Annotated in this window: 18 protein-coding genes; 9 read left to right on the top strand and 9 right to left on the bottom strand. The window is 71.5% G+C overall.

Annotation, left to right across the window (positions count from 1 at the left end):
- Positions 1-33 precede the first annotated feature (33 nt).
- Entirely contained in the window at positions 34-312 is a 279-nt protein-coding gene (locus tag KK483_RS06700) for a GlsB/YeaQ/YmgE family stress response membrane protein (protein ID WP_262004281.1), read from the top strand.
- 175 nt (positions 313-487) lie between these two features.
- On the opposite strand, the gene tyrS is transcribed toward KK483_RS06700, so the two are convergent.
- The 3 genes from tyrS to KK483_RS06685 all read right to left on the bottom strand — a co-directional run bounded on the left by tyrS (position 488) and on the right by KK483_RS06685 (position 4,834).
- Positions 488-1,756: a tyrosine--tRNA ligase gene (gene tyrS / locus KK483_RS06695; RefSeq protein ID WP_262004280.1), complete on the bottom strand. Its 1,269-nt coding sequence runs from the start codon at positions 1,754-1,756 to the stop codon at positions 488-490.
- A 74-nt stretch (positions 1,757-1,830) separates the two neighbouring features.
- Positions 1,831-3,225: a metallopeptidase TldD-related protein gene (locus KK483_RS06690; protein WP_262004279.1), complete on the bottom strand. Its 1,395-nt coding sequence runs from the start codon at positions 3,223-3,225 to the stop codon at positions 1,831-1,833.
- A gap of 61 nt (positions 3,226-3,286) precedes the next feature.
- Complete coding sequence (locus KK483_RS06685; RefSeq protein WP_262004278.1) at positions 3,287-4,834, bottom strand: TldD/PmbA family protein; 1,548 nt, start codon at positions 4,832-4,834, stop codon at positions 3,287-3,289.
- Between the two features lie 268 nt (positions 4,835-5,102).
- Here KK483_RS06685 and fabG point away from each other — a divergent pair, with 268 nt between their 5' ends.
- From fabG to KK483_RS06670, 3 genes are all read left to right on the top strand, one after another.
- Positions 5,103-5,822: a 3-oxoacyl-[acyl-carrier-protein] reductase gene (gene fabG / locus KK483_RS06680; RefSeq protein ID WP_262004277.1), complete on the top strand. Its 720-nt coding sequence runs from the start codon at positions 5,103-5,105 to the stop codon at positions 5,820-5,822.
- A 4-nt stretch (positions 5,823-5,826) separates the two neighbouring features.
- Positions 5,827-6,597, top strand: coding sequence for an enoyl-ACP reductase FabI (fabI, locus tag KK483_RS06675; protein WP_262004276.1), 771 nt, complete (start codon positions 5,827-5,829; stop codon positions 6,595-6,597).
- A gap of 197 nt (positions 6,598-6,794) precedes the next feature.
- Positions 6,795-7,145 (top strand): hypothetical protein, encoded by a 351-nt coding sequence (locus KK483_RS06670; protein ID WP_262004275.1) that lies wholly within the window; start codon positions 6,795-6,797, stop codon positions 7,143-7,145.
- A 123-nt stretch (positions 7,146-7,268) separates the two neighbouring features.
- Here KK483_RS06670 and KK483_RS06665 read toward each other — a convergent pair whose 3' ends face one another.
- Entirely contained in the window at positions 7,269-7,949 is a 681-nt protein-coding gene (locus tag KK483_RS06665; protein WP_262004274.1) for a FadR/GntR family transcriptional regulator, read from the bottom strand.
- Positions 7,950-8,064: 115 nt separating this feature from the next.
- Between KK483_RS06665 and KK483_RS06660 the strand changes: the two genes are divergently transcribed.
- The 4 genes from KK483_RS06660 (at position 8,065) to KK483_RS06645 (ending at position 10,684) form a co-directional block, all read left to right on the top strand.
- On the top strand, positions 8,065-9,366 hold the full coding sequence (locus KK483_RS06660) for an MFS transporter (protein WP_262004273.1): 1,302 nt from the start codon (positions 8,065-8,067) through the stop codon (positions 9,364-9,366).
- Between the two features lie 4 nt (positions 9,367-9,370).
- Positions 9,371-9,493 (top strand): SGM_5486 family transporter-associated protein, encoded by a 123-nt coding sequence (locus tag KK483_RS06655; RefSeq protein ID WP_262004272.1) that lies wholly within the window; start codon positions 9,371-9,373, stop codon positions 9,491-9,493.
- A 334-nt stretch (positions 9,494-9,827) separates the two neighbouring features.
- Positions 9,828-10,034: a hypothetical protein gene (locus tag KK483_RS06650; protein ID WP_262004271.1), complete on the top strand. Its 207-nt coding sequence runs from the start codon at positions 9,828-9,830 to the stop codon at positions 10,032-10,034.
- A 98-nt stretch (positions 10,035-10,132) separates the two neighbouring features.
- Positions 10,133-10,684 carry a histidine phosphatase family protein gene (locus KK483_RS06645; RefSeq protein ID WP_262004270.1) on the top strand — a complete coding sequence of 184 codons (552 nt, stop codon included), beginning with the start codon at positions 10,133-10,135 and terminating at the stop codon, positions 10,682-10,684.
- Positions 10,685-10,793: 109 nt separating this feature from the next.
- On the opposite strand, the gene serB is transcribed toward KK483_RS06645, so the two are convergent.
- Together serB and KK483_RS06635 are read right to left on the bottom strand one after the other, a co-directional pair.
- A complete protein-coding gene (serB, locus tag KK483_RS06640) occupies positions 10,794-12,008 on the bottom strand; it encodes a phosphoserine phosphatase SerB (protein WP_262004269.1) in 1,215 nt (404 codons plus the stop codon).
- Positions 12,009-12,230: 222 nt separating this feature from the next.
- On the bottom strand, positions 12,231-13,826 hold the full coding sequence (locus tag KK483_RS06635) for a streptophobe family protein (RefSeq protein ID WP_313878366.1): 1,596 nt from the start codon (positions 13,824-13,826) through the stop codon (positions 12,231-12,233).
- Between the two features lie 243 nt (positions 13,827-14,069).
- On the opposite strand from KK483_RS06635, the gene KK483_RS06630 reads away from it, so the two are divergent.
- A complete protein-coding gene (locus KK483_RS06630) occupies positions 14,070-16,643 on the top strand; it encodes an FHA domain-containing protein (RefSeq protein WP_262004268.1) in 2,574 nt (857 codons plus the stop codon).
- A 134-nt stretch (positions 16,644-16,777) separates the two neighbouring features.
- Here the strand turns inward: KK483_RS06630 and KK483_RS06625 are convergent, their stop codons facing one another.
- The 3 genes from KK483_RS06625 to KK483_RS06615 form a co-directional block, all read right to left on the bottom strand.
- Positions 16,778-17,536: a transglycosylase SLT domain-containing protein gene (locus KK483_RS06625; RefSeq protein WP_262004267.1), complete on the bottom strand. Its 759-nt coding sequence runs from the start codon at positions 17,534-17,536 to the stop codon at positions 16,778-16,780.
- Between the two features lie 292 nt (positions 17,537-17,828).
- On the bottom strand, positions 17,829-19,025 hold the full coding sequence (locus KK483_RS06620; RefSeq protein ID WP_399013507.1) for an S-adenosylmethionine:tRNA ribosyltransferase-isomerase: 1,197 nt from the start codon (positions 19,023-19,025) through the stop codon (positions 17,829-17,831).
- Positions 19,022-19,717 (bottom strand): SDR family oxidoreductase, encoded by a 696-nt coding sequence (locus KK483_RS06615; RefSeq protein ID WP_262004266.1) that lies wholly within the window; start codon positions 19,715-19,717, stop codon positions 19,022-19,024. Before KK483_RS06615 ends, KK483_RS06620 begins: the two co-directional genes overlap by 4 nt.
- Positions 19,718-19,791: the final 74 nt, after the last annotated feature.

Here is a 19,791-nt window from a genome sequence, read left to right as displayed (position 1 = left end):
AATGCTCACGTCGATGCAGACCGGGAGGCAGACATGCACTGGTTGTGGGCGATCATCGTCGGGTTCGTGCTGGGATTGCTGGCCAAGGCCATCCTGCCGGGCAAGCAGCACAGCCCCCTGTGGCTCCTCACGATCTTCGGCATGATCGGCGCGATCCTCGGCAACGTGATCGCGGAAGCGCTCGGAATCGCGGAGACCCGGGGCATCGACTGGGGCCGGCACGCCCTCCAGATCGTCGCCGCCCTGATCGTGGTCGGCCTGGGCGAGATGCTCTACATGGCCGTACGCGGCGAGAAGAAGCAGAGAGCCTGACGTACTTACGCCGGCAGCACGCCACACGGCAGCACGGCGCACACACGGCAGCACGCCACACGGCAGCACGGCGCACACACGGCAGCACGACACACGGCAGCGGCCGGGCGGGCATCATGCCCCGCCCGGCCGCCGCCGTTGCGTATGCCGTGTGCCCGGTCCGGGCCTATCGGGGTCAGCCCGCGGCGACCTCGACCGCGGCCAGGTTCCTCTTGCCGCGGCGCAGCACCAGCCACCGGCCGTGCAGCAGGTCCCCGGGCGAGGCCACGGCGTCCTCGGCGGTCACCTTCGCGTTGTTCACGTAGGCACCGCCCTCCTTGATCGTGCGGCGGGCAGCCGACTTGCTCGCCACGAGACCGACCTCCGCGAAGAGATCGGCGACGGGGCCGAGCTCGGTCACCCGTGCGTGCGGCAGCTCCGAGAGCGCCGCGGCCAGTGTCGCCCCGTCCAGCTCGGCGAGCTCACCCTGGCCGAAGAGCGCCTTCGACGCGGCGATGACCGCCGCGCACTGGTCGGCGCCGTGCACCAGCGTCGTCAGCTCCTCGGCGAGTGCACGCTGCGCGGCTCGCGCCTGCGGACGCTCCTCGGTGAGCTTCTCCAGCTCCTCCAGTTCCTCACGGCTCTTGAAGCTGAGGATCCTCATGTAGCCCGAGACATCGCGGTCGTCCACGTTCAGCCAGAACTGGTAGAACGCGTACGGCGTCGTCATCTCCGGGTCCAGCCAGACGGCGCCGCCCTCCGTCTTGCCGAACTTCGTGCCGTCCGCCTTCGTCATCAGCGGCGTGGCCAGCGCGTGCGCCGTGGCGTGCGGCTCCAGACGGTGGATCAGGTCGAGACCGGCCGTCAGATTGCCCCACTGGTCGCTGCCGCCCTGCTGCAAGGTGCAGCCGAAGCGCCGGTACAGCTCCAGGAAGTCCATGCCCTGGAGCAGCTGGTAGCTGAACTCGGTGTAGCTGATCCCCTGGTCGGACTCCAGCCGGCGGGCGACCGAGTCCTTCGTCAGCATCTTGTTGACGCGGAAGTGCTTGCCGATGTCCCGCAGGAACTCGATGGCGGACATCCCCGCCGTCCAGTCCAGGTTGTTGACCATGACCGCCGCGTTCTCGCCCTCGAAGGACAGGAACGGCTCGATCTGGGCGCGCACGCGCTCCACCCAGGCCGCGACGGTCTCCGGATCGTTCAGCGTGCGCTCGGCGGTCGGCTTCGGGTCGCCGATCTGCCCGGTCGCCCCGCCCACCAGCGCCAGCGGGCGGTGGCCCGCCTGCTGGAGCCGGCGCATGGTGAGCGCCTGCACGAGGTGGCCCACGTGCAGGCTGGGCGCGGTCGGGTCGAAGCCGCAATAGAACGTGACGGGACCGTCCGCGAGCGCCTTGCGCAAAGCGTCCTCGTCAGTGGACAGGGCGAAAAGCCCGCGCCACTTCAGCTCGTCGACGATGTCCGTCACGGTTCTTTTACTCCTCGAACAAGGGGAATGGATGGGATTCTGTCCGGAGAACCTGCCCAGGGCAGTCTATGGGCTCATACACCCTGGCTGACCGAGCTCATGTTGAAGTCCGGGATCCGCAGCGCGGGCATCGCGGCCCTGGTGAACCAGTCGCTCCACTCGCGCGGCAGCGTCTTCTCCGTCCGGCCCGCCTCGGCCGCCCGGGACAGCAGGTCCACCGGCGACTCGTTGAACCGGAAGTTGTTCACCTCGCCGGCCACCTCGCCGTTCTCGACGAGATAGACCCCGTCACGGGTCAGCCCGGTCAGCAGCAGCGTCGCCGGGTCGACCTCCCGGATGTACCAGAGACAGGTGAGCAGCAGCCCACGCTCCGTGCCCGCGACCATCTCCTCCAGCGAGCGCTCCTCGTCGCCGCCCTCCAGGATGACGTTGCCGATGGCGGGGGCGACCGGCAGACCGGTCAGGCCCGCGCTGTGCCGCGTGGTGACCAGCCGGTCCAGCTTCCCGTCCCGCACCCACGCGGTCGGGGCGAGCGGCAGACCGTTGTCGAAGACGGAGGCGTCGTCACCGGAGGCGTGGGCGATGACGAACGGCGCGGACTCCAGACCCGGCTCGTGCGGATCGCTGCGCAGTGTGAGCGGCAGCTCGGACAGCGTCTCGCCGACCCGGGTGCCGCCACCGGGCTTCGAGAAGACCGTGCGCCCCTCCGCGGCGTCCCGGCCCGCCGCCGACCACAGCTGGTAGATCAGCAGATCCGCGACGGCGGTGGGCGGCAGCAGCGTCTCGTACCGCCCGGCGGGCAGCTCGATGCGCCGCTCGGCCCAGCCCAGCCGCGTCGCCAGCTCCGCGTCGAGCGCGGCCGGGTCCACGTCCTTGAAGTCCCGGGTCGAGCGGCCCGCCCAGGCGGAGCGCGTGCGGTCCGGCGACTTGGCGTTGACCTCCAGCGTGCCGGTGGGCTGGTCGTGGCGGAGCCGCACACCCGTGGACGTACCGAGATACGTCGAGGTCAGCCGGTGGTGGGCGAAGCCGTACAGCTCACGGCCGCCGGAGCGGGCCCTGGCGAACGCCTCGCCGAGCGCGGGTGCGAAGTCCGTGAAGACGGCGGACGACGTCTCGGCCGGCGCGTCCGTGAAGTCCCCGGCCACCGGCACCCCGGTGACCAGCGGCTGCGCGTCCTCCGCGGGCCCGGCCGCCCGTGCGGCCGCCTCGGCGGCCCGCACCAGCGGCTCCAGGTCCTCGGCGGTCACGGCCGAGCGGGACACCACACCCGAAGCCGTGCCCTCCTTGCCGTCCACGGTCGCGATCACGGTGAGCGTGCGGCCACGGGTCACCCCGTTGGTGGTCAGGGCATTGCCCGCCCAGCGCAGATTGGCCGACGACTCCTCGTCGGCGATGACCACGCAGCCGTCGGCGGTGGACAGGTCGAGGGCACGCTCGACGATCTCGTGCGGCTTGCTGACGGCGCTCATCGACGGGCCTCCTGCGTCGGGTGGGGACGGTGCGTTGCGCGGGCGAACGTGTACGGCGTGCTCATCGCCCCGCCTCCTGCGTGGTGTTCAAGATGTTGACGCCGCGGAACAGGGCGGACGGGCAGCCGTGGGAGACCGCCGCCACCTGGCCCGGCTGGGCCTTGCCGCAGTTGAAGGCGCCGCCCAGGACGTACGTCTGCGGGCCGCCGACCTTCTCCATCGAGCCCCAGAAGTCCGTCGTCGTCGCCTGGTACGCCACGTCGCGCAGCTGCCCTGCCAGCCTGCCGCCCTCGATCCGGAAGAAGCGCTGGCCCGTGAACTGGAAGTTGTACCGCTGCATGTCGATCGACCACGACCGGTCGCCGACCACATAGATCCCGCGCTCCACGCCCCCGACCAGATCCTCCGTCGACAGCCCGCCCGGATCCGGCTGGAGCGACACGTTCGCCATGCGCTGCACCGGCACATGCCCGGGGGAGTCCGCGAAGGCGCAGCCGTTGGACCGGCCGAGGCCCGTCAGCCGGGCGATGCGCCGGTCCAGCTGGTACCCGACGAGCGTGCCGTCCTTCACCAGGTCCCAGCTCTGCGCCTCGACGCCCTCGTCGTCGTAGCCGACCGTTGCGAGGCCGTGCTCCGCCGTCCGGTCGCCGGTCACGTTCATCACCGGCGAGCCGTAGCGCAACGTGCCCAGCTGGTCGAAGGTGGCGAATGACGTCCCCGCGTACGCCGCCTCGTAGCCGAGCGCACGGTCGAGCTCGGTGGCGTGGCCGATCGACTCGTGGATCGTCAGCCACAGATTGGACGGGTCCACGACCAGGTCGTACCGTCCCGCCTCGACGCTCGGCGCGCGCATCTTCTCGGCGAGCAGCTCCGGGATCTGCTCCAGCTCGGAATCCCAGTCCCAGCCCGTGCCGGTCAGGTACTCCCAGCCGCGGCCCACCGGCGGCGCGACCGTCCGCATGGAGTCGAACTCGCCGGTCGTCTCGTCGACGGCGACGGCGGTGAGCTGGGGGTGCAGCCGCACCCGCTGCTGGGTGGTGACGGTGCCCGCGGTGTCCGCGTAGAACTTGTTCTCGTGCACGGTCAGCAGGGAGGCGTCCACATGCGCCACGCCCTCCGCGCCCAGCAGCCGGGAGCTCCAGTCCGCCAGCAGCGCGGACTTCTCCTCGTCGGCGACCGCGAACGGATCGATCTCGTACGACGACACCCACGTCCGCTCCGTGTGCACCGGCTCCTCTGCCAGCTCCACCCTCCCCCTACCTTCGATGGGGGGACCCCCAGTCGGACCCGACGCCGCGATCACCCGGGCCGACAGCTTCGCCATCGCCACCGCCTGCGACGCCACCTTCGCGGCGGCGTCCATGGTCAGATCGACCCCGGACGCGAAACCCCACGCCCCGCCGTGCACCACCCGCACCGCATACCCGAGGTCGGTCGTGTCGGAGGAACCCGCCGGCTTCGCGTCCCGCAGCCGCCATGCGGCGCTGCGGACCCGCTCCAGCCGGAAGTCGGCGTGCTCGGCACCCAGCGCACGGGCCCGGGCCAGCGCCGCGTCCGCGAGCGCACGCAGCGGCAGCGCGAGGAACGTCTGATCGATGTCATGGGGCACAGGTGGCCTCTCCTTCGGACTTCGGATCACTTCGACGTGCTTGGGATCACTACGCCGAAGTCAAGCACGTGGCCAGGACAGTTCCGAGGGAGTTTCCACAGTCGTCGCCGACGCGGGCGACGACGGACGCCGACTGTAGGGTCCCCACAGCAGACACCGGGCGCCACTGTCGGGCGCCGATTCTCCCGACCCAGGCCGGTAGCGATAGGTTTTCGCAGTACAAGCCATATGCAATCCGTATGCAGATCGCTATCGAAAGGGTGATCCGTTGAGCCGCTCGGTTCTCGTCACCGGAGGAAACCGGGGCATCGGCCTCGCCATCGCCCGCGCGTTCGCCGAGGCCGGCGACAAGGTCGCGATCACCTACCGGTCGGGTGAGCCGCCGGAGGAGCTGACGAAGCTGGGCTGCCTGCCCGTCCGCTGCGACATCACCGACGCGGAGCAGGTGGAGCAGGCCTACAAGGAGATCGAGGACAAGCACGGTCCCGTGGAGGTGCTGGTGGCCAACGCCGGCGTCACCAAGGACCAGCTGCTGATGCGGATGTCCGAAGAGGACTTCGTCTCCGTGCTCGACACCAACCTGACGGGCGCGTTCCGCATCGTGAAGCGCGCCAACCGCGGCATGCTGCGCGCCAAGAAGGGCCGCGTCGTGCTCGTCTCCTCGGTGGTCGCCCTGCTCGGCTCCGCGGGTCAGGCCAACTACGCCGCCTCCAAGGCCGGCCTGGTCGGCTTCGCCCGTTCCCTCGCCCGCGAGCTCGGCTCGCGGAACATCACGTTCAACGTCGTCGCACCCGGTTTCGTCGACACCGACATGACCAAGGTGCTCACGGACGAGCAGCGCGCGGGCATCGTCTCGCAGGTGCCGCTCGGCCGTTACGCGAAGCCGGAGGAGATCGCCGCCACGGTGAAGTTCCTCGCCTCCGACGACGCCTCGTACATCACTGGAGCCGTCATCCCCGTTGACGGCGGATTGGGCATGGGTCACTGATCACATGAGTGGAATCCTCGCCGGCAAGCGCATCCTCATCACCGGTGTGCTGATGGAGTCCTCCATCGCCTTCCACACCGCGAAGCTGGCCCAGGAGCAGGGTGCGGAGATCATCCTGACGGCCTTCCCGCGGCCCACCCTGACCGAGCGGATCGCCAAGAAGCTCCCCGCGCCCACCAAGGTCCTCGAGCTCGACGTCACCAACGACGAGCACCTCGGCCGCCTCGCCGACCTGGTCCGCGAGGAGCTCGGCGGCCTGGACGGCGTCGTGCACTCCATCGGCTTCGCGCCGCAGGACGCGCTCGGCGGCAACTTCCTGAACACGCCGTTCGAGTCGGTCTCGACCGCGATGCACGTCTCGGCGTTCTCGCTGAAGTCGCTGACCATGGCCTGCCTGCCGCTCTTCCCGCACGAGGGCGCCTCGGTCGTCGGCCTGACCTTCGACGCGCAGTTCGCCTGGCCGCAGTACGACTGGATGGGCCCGGCGAAGGCCGCACTGGAGGCCACCTCCCGCTACCTCGCGCGCGACCTGGGCAAGCAGAACGTGCGCTGCAACCTGATCTCGGCGGGTCCGCTCGGCTCCATGGCCGCCAAGTCCATCCCGGGCTTCAGCGACCTCGCGGACGTCTGGAACCACCGCTCCCCGCTCGAGTGGGACATGGCCGACCCGGAGCCCACGGGCCGCGGTGTCGTCGCCCTCCTCTCCGACTGGTTCCCGAAGACCACCGGTGAGATCGTCCACGTCGACGGCGGCGTGCACATGATGGGCGCGTAGCGTCACCGGCCTTCACGCCTGCCGCGTCTTTTCACGGTGCCCCGGTCACCCGCTGTGTGCGGGAGGCCGGGGCGTCGCCCGTTCGGAGTAACGGAACGGGCGCCGGTGTCCCCGGAGGAGGGACTCTGGAGTGGTGGCAACCCCTTCCTTGTGGTGCAGCAGCGGCATCCGCCGCCGTACGGCCGAGGAGGTCCCCTGTGCGTGGTGTGCGTACGTTCTGGCGCTGTGTGACGGTGCTGGGCGGGCTGGCGGCCCTGTTCCTGCCGCCGGCCGGTGCCGCGGCCGCCCTGCCGCGTGACGATCCCGCCCCCCGGCCCTTCGGGGCGGACTGCGACGTCGTCGTCGAGGGCTCCCGCGCCACGGCGTACTGCCGCAACTCCTACCTCGACACCGACCGGGTCCAGCTGCACGTCGAGTGCGCGCGGTGGTGGGACGTCGACGCGGACAGCAGTCCCGTCGACGTCTCGGCGACCGCGTACGCCACGCTCACCGAGCGGTGCTGGAAGGAGATACAGGCCGCCTGGGTGAGCCACGTACGCGTCCCGTAGACCTGCTCCCGCCGCCCTGCCGCCCTGCCGCCCTGCCGCCCTGCCGCCCTGCCGCCCTGCCGCCCTGCCGCCCCGCCGCCCTGCCGCCCCGCCGCCCTGCCGCCCCGGGCGTTGGCGCGGGTTCTACGTCTTTGCCGGGGGCCGCAGGCACATGAACGGGTAGCTCGCCGCCTCGGCCGCCGCCGTGTCCCCGTCGCCCGCGCGGATCGCCTCGACCAGCCGCGCATGGTCCATGTGGTACTCGGGACGCAGGTCGTGGCCCAGGTCCTCGCGCAGCCAGTCCCGCAGCACATCGCCCAGGTCCGCGTAGAGCCCGGTCAGCACCTCGTTGTGGGACGCGGCGACGACCGCCAGATGGAACGTCGTGTCGGCGGCGACGAAGCGCTCGGCATCGCCCGTCGCCCACGCCTCCTCGCGGCGCGCGAGCAGCGCGTCGAGCTGCTTGAGGTCCCGCCGGGTGCGGCGCTCGGCGGCCAGCCGCGCCGCCGAGGACTCCAGCGTGGAGCGCACCTCGGCGACATGGCGCGGATCGGCGTCGGCGAACCTGCGGTGCATCACACCGGCCAGCTCGCTGGTCGCCACCACATAGGTGCCCGAGCCCTGGCGGATGTCGAGCAGCCCGTTGTGCGCGAGCGCGCGGACGGCCTCGCGGACGGTGTTCCGGGCCACGCCGAGCTGCTCGACCAGCTCGGGCTCGGTCGGGATGCGTGAGCCCACCGGCCACTCGCCCGAGGTGATCTGGTTCCGCAGCTCGGCGATCACCTGGTCCGAGAGTGCGGAGCGCCGGGGAGAGGTCAGCGCCATGGTGCTCCTTGTCCGCGGGGTGCGCCGTGGCGGTGAGGCGCGATGCGCCCGCGAGTTCCGTTCGGGACGTTCGGGATTGGACAACCAATCATCCCATGATTCTATGATGGCTTTCATGCCGGACGAGACCCAGACCCTCAGCCCCGCCGTCGCCGCGGCAGCCCGTACACACCCCGATTCTCCCGCCCCGAAAGCCACGGTGTGGCTCCTGCGGCTGGTCCTCGTCGGCCTCGTGCTCGCCGCGCTCAACCTCCGCCCCGCCATCACCAGCCTCGGCGCGCTCCTCGAAGAGGTCCAGAACGGTCTGCACATGAGCGGCAGCGTGGCCGGAGTGGTCACCTCCGTGCCGCCGCTCTGCTTCGCCGTGTTCGGCCTGGCTGCGCCACGGCTCGCCCGCCGCTTCGGCGCCGCGGCGATCGTCTGCGCCGGCATGGCCGCCATCGCCACGGGTCTGCTCATACGGCCCTTCGCCGGCAGCACCCCCGGCTTCCTTGCCGCGAGCGCACTCGCCCTCATGGGCATCGCGGTCAGCAACATCCTGATGCCGGTGATCGTCAAGCGGTACTTCCCCGAGCGCATCGGCAGCGTCACGGGGCTCTACTCCATGGCGCTCTCCCTCGGCACCGCGCTCGCCGCGGCGGCGACGGTGCCCATGACCGAGGCCCTGGGCGGCAGTTGGCAGGCCGGCCTCGCGGTCTGGGCCGGGGTCGCGGCGGTCGCCGTCGGGCCGTGGCTCCTGCTGCTGCGCGAGCGCGAGGGGACGGGGACCACGGACACCGCGGACACCCCGGCCGCCCGGCCCCGCGGCGACCGGTCGGCGCCCGCGCTGCGCATCACCCGCAGCCGTACCGCCTGGGCTCTCGCCTGCTTCTTCGGCCTCCAGGCCACCGGCGCCTACGTCGCCATGGGCTGGCTGCCCCAGATCTTCCGCGACGCGGGTGTCCCGGCGGGCACGGCCGGTGTCCTGCTCGCGGTGACGATGGTCATGGGCGTCCCGCTCGCCTTCGTCATCCCGCGCCTGGCCACCCGCTTCACCCACCAGGGCCCGATCGTCGCCGCCCTCGGCCTGTGCGGACTGACCGGTTACACGGGCCTCTATCTCGCGCCCGCCGCGGGCGCCTGGGCGTGGGCGCTGCTGCTGGGCATCTCCAACTGCGCGTTCCCGCTCGCCCTCACCATGATCGGCATGCGCGCCCGGACCGGCGCGGGCGTCGTGCGGCTGTCCGCCTTCGCGCAGAGCACCGGCTATCTGCTCTCCATCCCCGGACCGCTCCTCGTCGGCGTGCTCTACCAGCACAGCGGCGGCTGGGAGCTGCCGCTCGCGCTCATGGCCGGGCTCATGCTGCCGCAGATCGCCGTCGGCAGCCTCGCGGGCCGGGACCGGACGATCGAGGACGAGGCGGGGATGCGACACTGACCCCATGCCTGTGCTCGACCCGAACCCCCCGAACGGCCAGAAGAAGCTCCTGCTCATCTTCGGCGCGATGATCGCCATTGGAGTGGTCATCGGCATCATCGCCTCGATCGCCTCGCCGACCCAGTGAGCCCCGCGGAGCCCTGAGCCCGGCGAGTGAGCCGAAGGGGCGCGCGGATGCCGATGGGGAGGCCGCGGTCGATTTGCGGCTATCGCCGCGTGGGCGGAGGTTCCGAGGAACGAGGGACCGAGCACGGTCGACCGTCGGCGGACGCTTCAGCGCCCCGGAGGCGAACCGAGCCGCAGAAAGAGGCACGGGGGCTGGCACCACCGTCCCCTAGGGGGTCAGGGTCAGGGTGAAGTGGGTGGGTCACCGGATGGGCGACCGGGCCCATGATCCGTAGGTTTGAAGCAGCTCGGCGGACCAGCTCAGCCGCGCATCCTCAGACCCCACGGAGGCGGCCATGTCGGCCCGTACGCACACCCGGTCCCACGCCCCGGCCGCGGGCGGCGTGGACATACGGCTGCCGTGGTGGGCCCTCGTGCTGCCGGTGCTCGGCTTCGCCCTGCTGCTCGTCCTCATGAGCACGGCCGGTGACGCGCAGGCCGCCACCGGCGACCCCTCGGTCGGTTTCCTCCTGGACCGGATACAGACCCTGACGGGCTCCTGACCTGTCGGCCACGCACCGTCCCGCGGTCCTTCGTCCTTCCCGGTGCTGCCTCCCAACACCCTGCGCCTGATGGCCGGTTTCATGCGAAGCTGGGGACCATGAGCACCGCTGAGCTTTCCGGGGGAGCAGCCCCCGGACACCCCGACCCCCGAAGGATCGTCCTCCTCCGCCATGCGAAGGCCGACTGGCCCCAGGTGTCCGACCATGAGCGGCCGCTCGCCGACCGGGGACGCACGGAGGCTCCCGCCGCCGGACGCAGACTGGCCGAGACCGGCATCGCCTTCGACCTCGCCCTGTGCTCGACCGCGGTGAGGACCCGCGAGACGTGGAAGCTGGCCGTGCAGGAGCTGCCGCAGCGCCCGCGGACGGTGTACGAGGAGCGGTTGTACGAGGCGTCGCTCGGTGATCTGCTCGCGCTCCTGAACGAGACTCCGGAGGACGTCGACGACGTACTCCTCATCGGCCACAACCCCGGGATGCACGCCCTCGCGGACGCTCTCGCGGGCCGGGCCGAGGGCGATGCCCTGGCCACGATGAACCGCGGCGGCTTCCCGACCGCCGCCTTCGCCGTCATCGGGTTCACGGGTTCCTGGAAGACCGTCGAGCACGGCGTCGGCACGCTCCTCGACTACTGGGCCCCGCACAAGTAGCCGCCCTCGCACAAGTAGCCGCCTGCGCCACGGCCTTGCGCGGCGGGTACGGACGGATCGGCCCCGGTACGCCATTTCGGGTACCGGGGCCGCCTCCTGCCGTCCGCCGTCACGACTCGTGGAAGTCCGCCGCCTCGACCTCTTCCCGGGTGATCCCGAGCAGATAGAGCACCGCGTCGAGGAACGGGACGTTCACCGCCGTGTCGGCGGCCTTGCGCACCACCGGCTTGGCGTTGAAGGCGACGCCGAGGCCCGCCGCGTTGAGCATGTCCAGGTCGTTGGCGCCGTCACCGATGGCGACCGTCTGGGCCAGCGGCACGCCCGCCTCCGCGGCGAACCGGCGCAGCAACCGCGCCTTGCCCGCGCGGTCCACGATCTCGCCCACGACCCGGCCGGTCAGCTTTCCGTCCACGATCTCCAGCGTGTTGGCGGAGGCGAAGTCCAGCCCGAGCCGCTCCCTGAGATCGTCCGTGACCTGGGTGAACCCACCGGAGACGACGCCCACTTGGTAACCGAGCCGCTTGAGCGTACGCACCAGCGTGCGGGCGCCCGGCGTGAGCCGCACCTCGGCACGCACCTTTTCCACCACCGACGCGTCGAGGCCCGCCAGCAGCGCCACGCGCGCGTGCAGCGACTGCTCGAAGTCCAGCTCACCGCGCATCGCCTGGGCGGTGACCTCGGCGACCTTGTCCTCGCAGCCGGCGTGCGCCGCGAACAGCTCGATCACCTCGTCGGTGATCAGCGTGGAGTCGACGTCCATCACCACGAGGCGCTGCGCCCTGCGGTGCAGCCCCGCCGACACGACGGCGACGTCCACGCCGATCTCCGCGGCCTCGGTGGCGAGCGCCGTGCGCAGCGGCTCGGTCTCGCAGCCGGACACCGCGAACTCCACGGCGGTCACCGGGTACTTCGCCAGCCGGAAGATGCGGTCGATGTTGCCGCCGGTCCCGGTGATCCTGGCAGCTATGGCCGCCGTGGACTCCGCGGTCAGCGGGTGCCCGAGCACGGTGACATGGGAACGGCCACTGCCACGGGGCCGGTTGTCTCCGGTGCCGGAGATGATCTCGGCCTGGAGCTTCAGTGACTCGGCCCAGCCGTGCACGGTGGCCCGCAGCTCGCCCTCGGTCCCGGCGGACGGCTCCGTGACCAGCACGCACAGGGTGATGCGGCCACGTGTGACGACCTGCTCGATGTCGACCACGTCGACGGAGAAGGCGGCGAGGGTGTCGAAGAGCCCGGCGGTGATCCCGGGACGGTCCTTCCCGAAGATCTTGACCAGGAGGGTGGGGACGTCAGAGGTCTGCGAGGACGGCGATGCGCTCATGGTGCTACCACCGTATCGGGCACCCAGTGCCACGCGCCCGCCCGTCCCGCCACCTGGACAGAGGGCGGTACGTCCGGTTTGCGACCGCCTGTCGTGGAGGTGGCGCTGTGGTGTCGCGCGGCTGTCCCCCTGGTTGTGCCTGGTTGTGCGCACCGGCCGGCAGGCGCCGACGGTGACACGGAGACTCAACGAGGCTCCGGCGGCATCCCCGGAGGCGGCGGCTCAACGGGCCTCCGGCGGCATCCCCGGAGGCGGTGGCTCGCCGGGAGGCAAGCGCAGATACGGGTTCGTATCCGCGTTCGGCGGGCGATACGGCACCGACGGCCGGTACGGCCCCACCGGCGGCCCCACCGGCGGGGCCACCGGAGCGGCCGGTGGCTCCCCCGCCCCGGGAGTCACCCGGGCAGGGGCGCCCACTCGCGTACCAGCCCTCACTCGCGTACCAGCGCCCGTCCCGTACACCAGCAGCGCCCCGACCGCCCCTGCCGCCGCGCCCCACGCCGCCCCCAGCAGCGCCGCCATACCCACGTCCCCGTGCAGCTCCAGCCCCGCGCCGAACGCGTCGACCCCCAGCACCGCAAGCGACGCATCTGCCGACACCTCCGTCAGGACGACCAGCACGGGCAGCGCCACCGCCGTCGCCACCCCCAGCGGCACCGCGCACCGCACGGCGAACCCCGCCGCTCCCACCCCTTCCTGCCGCGGTGTGCGCACCGCCGCAAGCACCCCGGCCGACAGCATCATCAGCGCGCACGCCACCGCCAGCAGCCACATCCGCCCGTCGAGCTCCGCCAGCCGCCCCACCGTCACCGGCGCGTCCGCCGGCATCCGCAGCAGCTCGTCCAGCGGATCGGGCAGGACCTGCACCGACTCGCCGGTCGTCTTCCCCTCCCACGGCACGAAGAGCCCCAGCGGGACACCGAGCCACACCCCGTTCGGCGCGCCGAGCAGCGCCGCGCCGGCGATCCTGCCCGGGTGCTCGTCACCGGCCGCCGCGTACGCGGCCGCACCGAGCCCCGCGCCCACCGCGCCCAGCACCACCGCCACCAGCGCCGACACGGCAGGCCGTACCACCCGCCGCACCGCCTCCCAGGCGTGCGGCAGCGGCACCGGGCGCCCGGCGAGCAGGGCGACGAGCAGGACGCCGAGCACCCAGACCAGTGCGCCCACCAGCGAGTCCGCGGTGTTCACGGTGAAGCCGACCGAAGCCTCCGCCTCCACCAGGTCCCCGAGCCGGTCCGGCAACAGGCCCTCGATACCACCGATGCCACCGATATCGCCGATGTCCCCGATGCCCCCGAGCCCCGGTACCTCCACCTGGTCGCCCGCCCCTGGGAGTTCCCCCAGCCGCAGCGCACCCCCGTCGAACGTGATGACGTCGTGCCCCACCCACGCGAGCCCGCCCACCACCGCCACCAACAGCGCGGCCGACATTCCGGCCCGCGCGGCCAGTTCCGTACCCGGCAGCCGGGCGCCTGCCGCGCGCAGCGACCGCAGGAAGACGTACGACAGCAGCAGCGCCCCGACCAGTCCCACCCCGAGCGGCGTGAAGTCGACGGCAGTCGACGCCTGCGCACCCTCCAGACCGAACGCGGACACCTCGCCCGACGGCGTGAGGGATCCGCCCACCGCGAGCACCGTCACCGCCGCCGTCATCGGCCCGAGCGAACCGTGCGCGTCGGCGCCCAGCAGATGCAGCCCGAGCGCGGCCGTTCCCGCCATCCCGGCCACCGCCCAACTCACCGCGGCGACCGAGGAGATCACCACATCGCCCCACGATGTCCCGCGCGCCGGGTCCCCGCCTTCGCTCGCCGCCATCAGGACCCCCCCGATCCGTACGGACTTGTCCCCTTCACGCGCGATGTGGCCGATCCATGCGCACTCATGGGCGCTTACCACTCTCCGGGCCGCTTTCGCCGCCGTCAACGCCACCTCCGCACAAGGCCCGACGCCGTCCGTGCGAGGCCCGACTTCCGGATACGGGACCGCGCCTGAAATAGTTCCTCACGATGTTCGCCATCCCTAGACTCCCTGTGACGGGGGTACCTCGGGGGACAACTAGTGGGGCATGGAGTGCCGGAACTCGTACTGGAATTGAACGGAAGGACCTGGACGCTCGATCCGTCCAGGACATACACCCTCGGACGTGATCCGCAGGGCGACCTGGTCGTCGACGACGCCAGGGTCTCGTGGCGGCACGCCACGATCAGCTGGGGCGGCCGGAGTTGGGTCATCGAGGACCACGGCAGCACCAACGGCACCTATGTGGAGGGCCGGCGGATCCACCAGGTGGAGATCGGTCCCGGCGCCGCGGTGCACCTCGGCAACGCCACCGACGGCCCGCGGCTGGATCTCTCCGGTGCGGCGGCCGGCGCCTACAGCGCGCAAGGCGCCGCCGCGCAGCAGGCACACGGAGCCGCGGCCCCCCAGGCCCCGCTCCAGCAGCAGTCGGCGCCGCAGCAGGCGTGGCAGCAGACACCGCAGGGCCAGGTCCCTCAGCAGCAGCAGTGGCAGCAGCAGGACCAGGCCCCGCAGCAGGGACACCAGGGGGCCCACCAGGCCCACATCCCCCACCAGAGCACGCCAGGTGCGGGCGGTGCCGCGGGGGCCCCGCCGGTGTACGGCGACCGCAGCCCGACCACGTTCCACCAGTTCTCGCTCGGCCGTGTCATGCGCATCGGCCGTGCGCTGGAGAACGAGCTCGTCGTCTCCGACCTGCAGGTATCCCGCCACCACGCCGAGTTCCACGCCACGCCCGACGGCCGTTTCGAGATCCGCGACCTCGGCTCCCACAACGGCACGTACGTCAACGGCCAGCCGATGCCCAAGGGCGGCACGGCGCTTCTCGGCCCCAACGACATCGTCGGCGTCGGCCATTCGACCTTCCGCATCGTCGGCGGCCGGCTCGAGGAGTTCGTCGACACCGGTGAGGTGTCCTTCTCGGCCCGCCACCTGACGGTGACGGTCGAGGGCGGCAAGCAGATCCTCAAGGACGTCTCCTTCGGCGTCCCCGAGAAGTCGCTGATCGGCGTCATCGGCCCGTCCGGCTCCGGGAAGTCGACGCTGCTCAAGGCGCTCACCGGCTACCGCCCCGCCGACCAGGGCGATGTCCTCTACGACAACCGCAGCCTCTACAAGCAGTTCGCCGAGCTGCGCCAGCGCATCGGTCTGGTCCCGCAGGACGACATTCTGCACAAGGAGCTCACCGTCCAGAAGGCGCTCAGATACGCCGCCAAGCTGCGCTTCCCCGGCGACACCGCCGAGGCCGAGCGCGAGGCCCGTATCGACGAGGTGCTGCGCGAGCTCAAGCTGGACATCCACAAGGAGAAGAAGGTCACCTCCCTCTCCGGCGGCCAGCGCAAGCGCGTCTCGGTCGCCCTGGAGCTGCTGACCAAGCCGTCGCTGATCTTCCTCGACGAGCCGACCTCCGGCCTCGACCCGGGCATGGACCGCGACGTCATGCAGCTGCTGCGCGGCCTCGCCGACGACGGCCGGACGGTCCTCGTCGTCACGCACTCCGTGGCCGAGCTCGCCCTCTGCGACAAGCTGCTGGTGATGGCGCCGGGCGGTGCGGTGGCGTACTTCGGCCCGCCGGAGGAGGCGCTCAACTTCTTCGGCTACGACACCTGGGCCGATGTCTTCTCCGCCTTCGAGAACTACCGCGACTACGACTGGGCGGGCCGCTGGAAGGGCTCGCAGCACTACCAGATGTACGCCGCGGACATCGACGCCGTGGCCGCCCAGTCGGTGCAGATGCCGGCGCAGGCGATGGCCAAGCCGCCCAAGCCGCAGGGCTGGGGCTCCCAGCTGTGGACCCTCATCCGCCGCTACGTCTCGGTCATCGCCTCCGACAAGGGCTTCCTGGGCCTGATGGTCGTGCTGCCCGCCGTCCTCGGCGTCGTCAGCGTGGTCATTCCGGCGGACTTCGGTCTCGCGCCGCCGACGCCGCCCTCCCGGTTCAACGGCGACGCCGGCACGATCATGCTGATCCTCGCGGTCGGCATGTGCTTCTCCGGCGCGGCCAACTCCGTACGAGAGCTGATCAAGGAGCGGGTGATCTACGAACGGGAGCGGGCCACCGGTCTGTCCCGTTCGGCGTACCTGATGTCCAAGGTGATCGTCCTCGGCATGATCACGGCCCTGCAGGGCGTCATCATCTGCGCCATCGGCTTCGCCACCCGGGAGCTGCCCGAAGAGGGCCTGATCATGCCGCCGGCCGTCGAGCTCTGCGTCACGATCACCGCGCTCGGCTTCACGTCGATGATGTTCGGCCTGGTCATCTCCTCGCTGGTGAAGACCGCCGAGAAGACGATGCCGCTGCTGGTCATGTTCGCGATCGTCCAGGTCGTCTTCACCGGCATCCTGTTCCAGGTGTACGGCTCGCCCGGCCTGGAGCAGTTCGCCTGGCTGATGCCGTCCCGCTGGGCCATCGCGGCCGCGGGAGCCACCCTCGACCTGGCCCATCTGATGCCGCCGTGGGACCCGAAGAACCCCGACGACCTGGACCCGCTGTGGGAGCACACGGCCGGCCAGTGGGGCATGAACATCACCATCCTGCTGTTCATCGGCGTCGTCTGCGGCATCGCGGTGGCCCGGCTGCTGCGGCGCCATGAGCCCGAGGTCATGCGCAAGTAGTCACCGCAGTCAGAGACAGTCAGAGACAGGCAGAGGCCGGAGTCCGCGCGGAGCGGTCACGCGGACCCGGCCGTACGACGCCGAAGGGCGGCACCCCGCATGGGGTGCCGCCCTTCGGCGTACGACAGCGCTCGTCAGTAGGCGCTGTTGACGTTGTCGATCGTGCCGTAGCGGTCGGCCGCGTAGTTGCAGGCGGCGACGATGTTGGCGACCGGGTCGTACTGGTCCCAGGCGGTGCCGGGGATGTGGTACGCGTCGAAGGTCGGCTTGATGACCTGCAGCAGGCCCTTCGACGGAACGCCGTTGATGGCGTTGATGTCCCAGTTGTTGATCGCACGCGGGTTACCGGAGGACTCGCGCATGACGTTCTTGTGGATGCCGTGGTAGGTGCCCGGGATCTTGTGCTTCTTCATGATGTCCAGGGCCTCGCGGATCCAGCCGTCCAGGTTGTTGGTGTAGACGGGCTTACGGACCGCGGTCCGGCTGGCGGTGGCCTGAGCCGTGGCGCGCTGCTTCGCGGCGGCCTCGGCCTTGGCCTTGGCGGCGGCCTCGACCTTGGCGGCGGACTGCGCCTTGACGGCGGCAGCGGCGTCGGCCTTGGCCTTCGTCGCGGCGGTGGCCTTCGCCTTCGCGGCGGCGTCGAGCTGGGCCTTGGCGTCGAGGAAGGCGGACTGGTTGGCGATGCTCGCCTGCAGGGCGGCGGCCTTGGCCGTGTTCACGCTGGAGGTCCAGGCGACATTGGCGGAGGCGACAGCCTGCGTCTCGGACTCGGCAGCGGCGTTGCCCGGCACGAGCGAGAACGCGAGGGCGGTGGCGCCGACGGCGGCCACACCAGCGATCGAGAACTTGTGGGTCTTGGACAGACGGGCGGCGGAAGTGCGGGACGCGAACATGCGAGACGTACCTCTTCGAATAGCGGGAGTCGCGACGGCCGGGAGGCTCAGCGCCTTCTCGGCGGCGACGAACGCAATTCTTAGCGGCAGCAAAAACCTGTGGCAAAGGTGTGACGTACTATCCCCGATAGTGGATCACGGGTCTGTCGCAAGTCGCGCAAATCGCCCCTACTGCCCGCTCACGTGATGCTTATACGTCCCTTTTGGTTCCACTAAGTCCGTTCGTACGTGATGCACGTCCTATGCGCGGGCTCACATCCGGCAGGGGGCGGGCTCACTCAGTGTGGATTACTCATAGCAAAGTGTGAAGGTTGTCATCCGGCAGGATGAGATGCAGGTCGCCGAACTCGTGCCACAGATAGAGACGGCGCAGCGCCTCGGTATAACCGGCGCCCAGCGCCTCCCGTCCGGCGATCGCCTCCAGCATCAGCAGATGCGAGGCCGCCGGTTCGTGCAGCCCGGTCAGCAGGCCGTCGACCGCCCGTACCCCGCGCCCGGGCGTCACGACCAGATCGGTCCACCCGGACGCCGCCCGTACGACGCCGTCGCGGTCGGCGGCCGACTCCAGCGCCCGTACCGCCGTCGTCCCCACCGCGACGATCCGCCCACCCGCCGCCCGGCCGCCGTCCGCCGGCGAGGCGCTCCGCGCCGCGGCACGACGACCGGCCCGCGCCACGTTCACCAGCCGCGCCGTCGTCGCGGGGACCTCGAAGCGCTCCGGGTACGGCGGCTCGTGCGCCTCCGCCGAAGCCACCCCCGTGTGCAGCGTGACCGGGGCGAACTGCACACCCCGGCGCACCAGCTCCGTGACCACCCGCTCCGTGAACGGCCTGCCCGCGCTCGGCATCTCCGCCGAACCCGCCCCGTCCTGCGCCGGAAGGGCGAACACCGTCTGGTACGCGGACAGCGGCTGGTCCCGCTCCGTGTAGCGGTACCGGATCGGCCTGCCGTAGCGCCGCATCAGCTCCGGCACACCGACGGACACCGTGGCCCACCACAACCGGTCCGCGCCCGTCACCAGGGGCTCCTGCGGCACGAGCAGCCCGCCCCCGGGCAGCCGGATCTGCGCCCCCACGGGGCCGCCCGGTCGCGGCAGCGTGCTGCCCGACCCGTCCGGGCTGCGCAGCTCCACCGCCCACCGGCCGTCCTCTCCCCGCGTGGAGAAGTGGACGACCAGCCGCTCACCGCACAGCCGCGCGTTCACGGCCGCGGGCAGCGTCGCCGAGGTGTTCACCACCAGCACGTCACCGGTGCGCAGCAGCCCCGGCAGCTCCCCGAAGGCGTGGTGCGACACCGCCGTACCGCGCGACATCAGCAGCCGTACGTCGTCACGCCCGTTCCCGCGCTGCTCCGCCGGAACCCGCGCCGGCAACTCGTCGGGCACCCGCAGCGCCCCCAGCGCCCCCAGCGCCCCCAGCGCCCCCGGGGTCCCTGGGGTCCCCAGCGCCCCCTGCGTCCCGAGCGGGCCCTGTGCCCCCATACCCGTCATCGCGCCTCCACCAGCGCCGATGCCGTGTACCGCCCACTCGCCGACCGCTCGTCCAGTAGCCGCAGAAACCCCGGAACCACCGACTCCGGGGCCGGCCTCGGCTCGTCGTCGCCCGGCACGGCGGCCGCGTACAGATCCGTGCGCATGTCGCCCGGGTCGACCGCCCACACCCGCAGTCCTGGCTCCTCCACCGCCAGGACCGCGGCCAGCTGGTCGAGCGCCGCCTTCGACGCCCCGTAGCCGCCCCAGGTCCCGTACGCCTCCGCCGCCGCGTCCGACGAGACGGCGATCACCGCACCCGACGGTGCGGTGCGCAGCAGGGGCAGCGCCTCCTGCACCAGCCCCAGGGCCGCCACCACATTGGTCTCCAGAGCCGCCCGCAGCCCCTCGGGCGGCAGCTCCGCGAGCCGTACCAGCGGCTCGGCGCCCAGCGCGCTCGCGTTGCTCACCAGCAGATCGAGCGAGCCGAGGGCACGGGCCGCCGCGACCAGCTCCCCGCGGTGCCCGGCGTCCGTGACATCCCCCGGCAGCGCCACCACCCGGGTCCCGTACCGCCTCAGCTCGACGGCGGCCTCCTCCAGCACGTACGCCGTCCGCGCGTCCAGCACCAGATCCCAGCCGCGCCGCGCGAGCGCCGCCCCCAGCGCGCGCCCCAGCCCTTTCGACGCACCCGTGATGATCGCGACAGGCATGACATCCATCCCCTCTGTCCCCGTCTGTTGCCGATGCCCCTCAGCGTGGATCCGCGCCCCCGGCCCGCACCTCC

Source organism: Streptomyces sp. FIT100 (assembly GCF_024584805.1).
Classification (GTDB): domain Bacteria; phylum Actinomycetota; class Actinomycetes; order Streptomycetales; family Streptomycetaceae; genus Streptomyces.
This window is presented reverse-complemented; position numbering and strand designations above follow the sequence as displayed.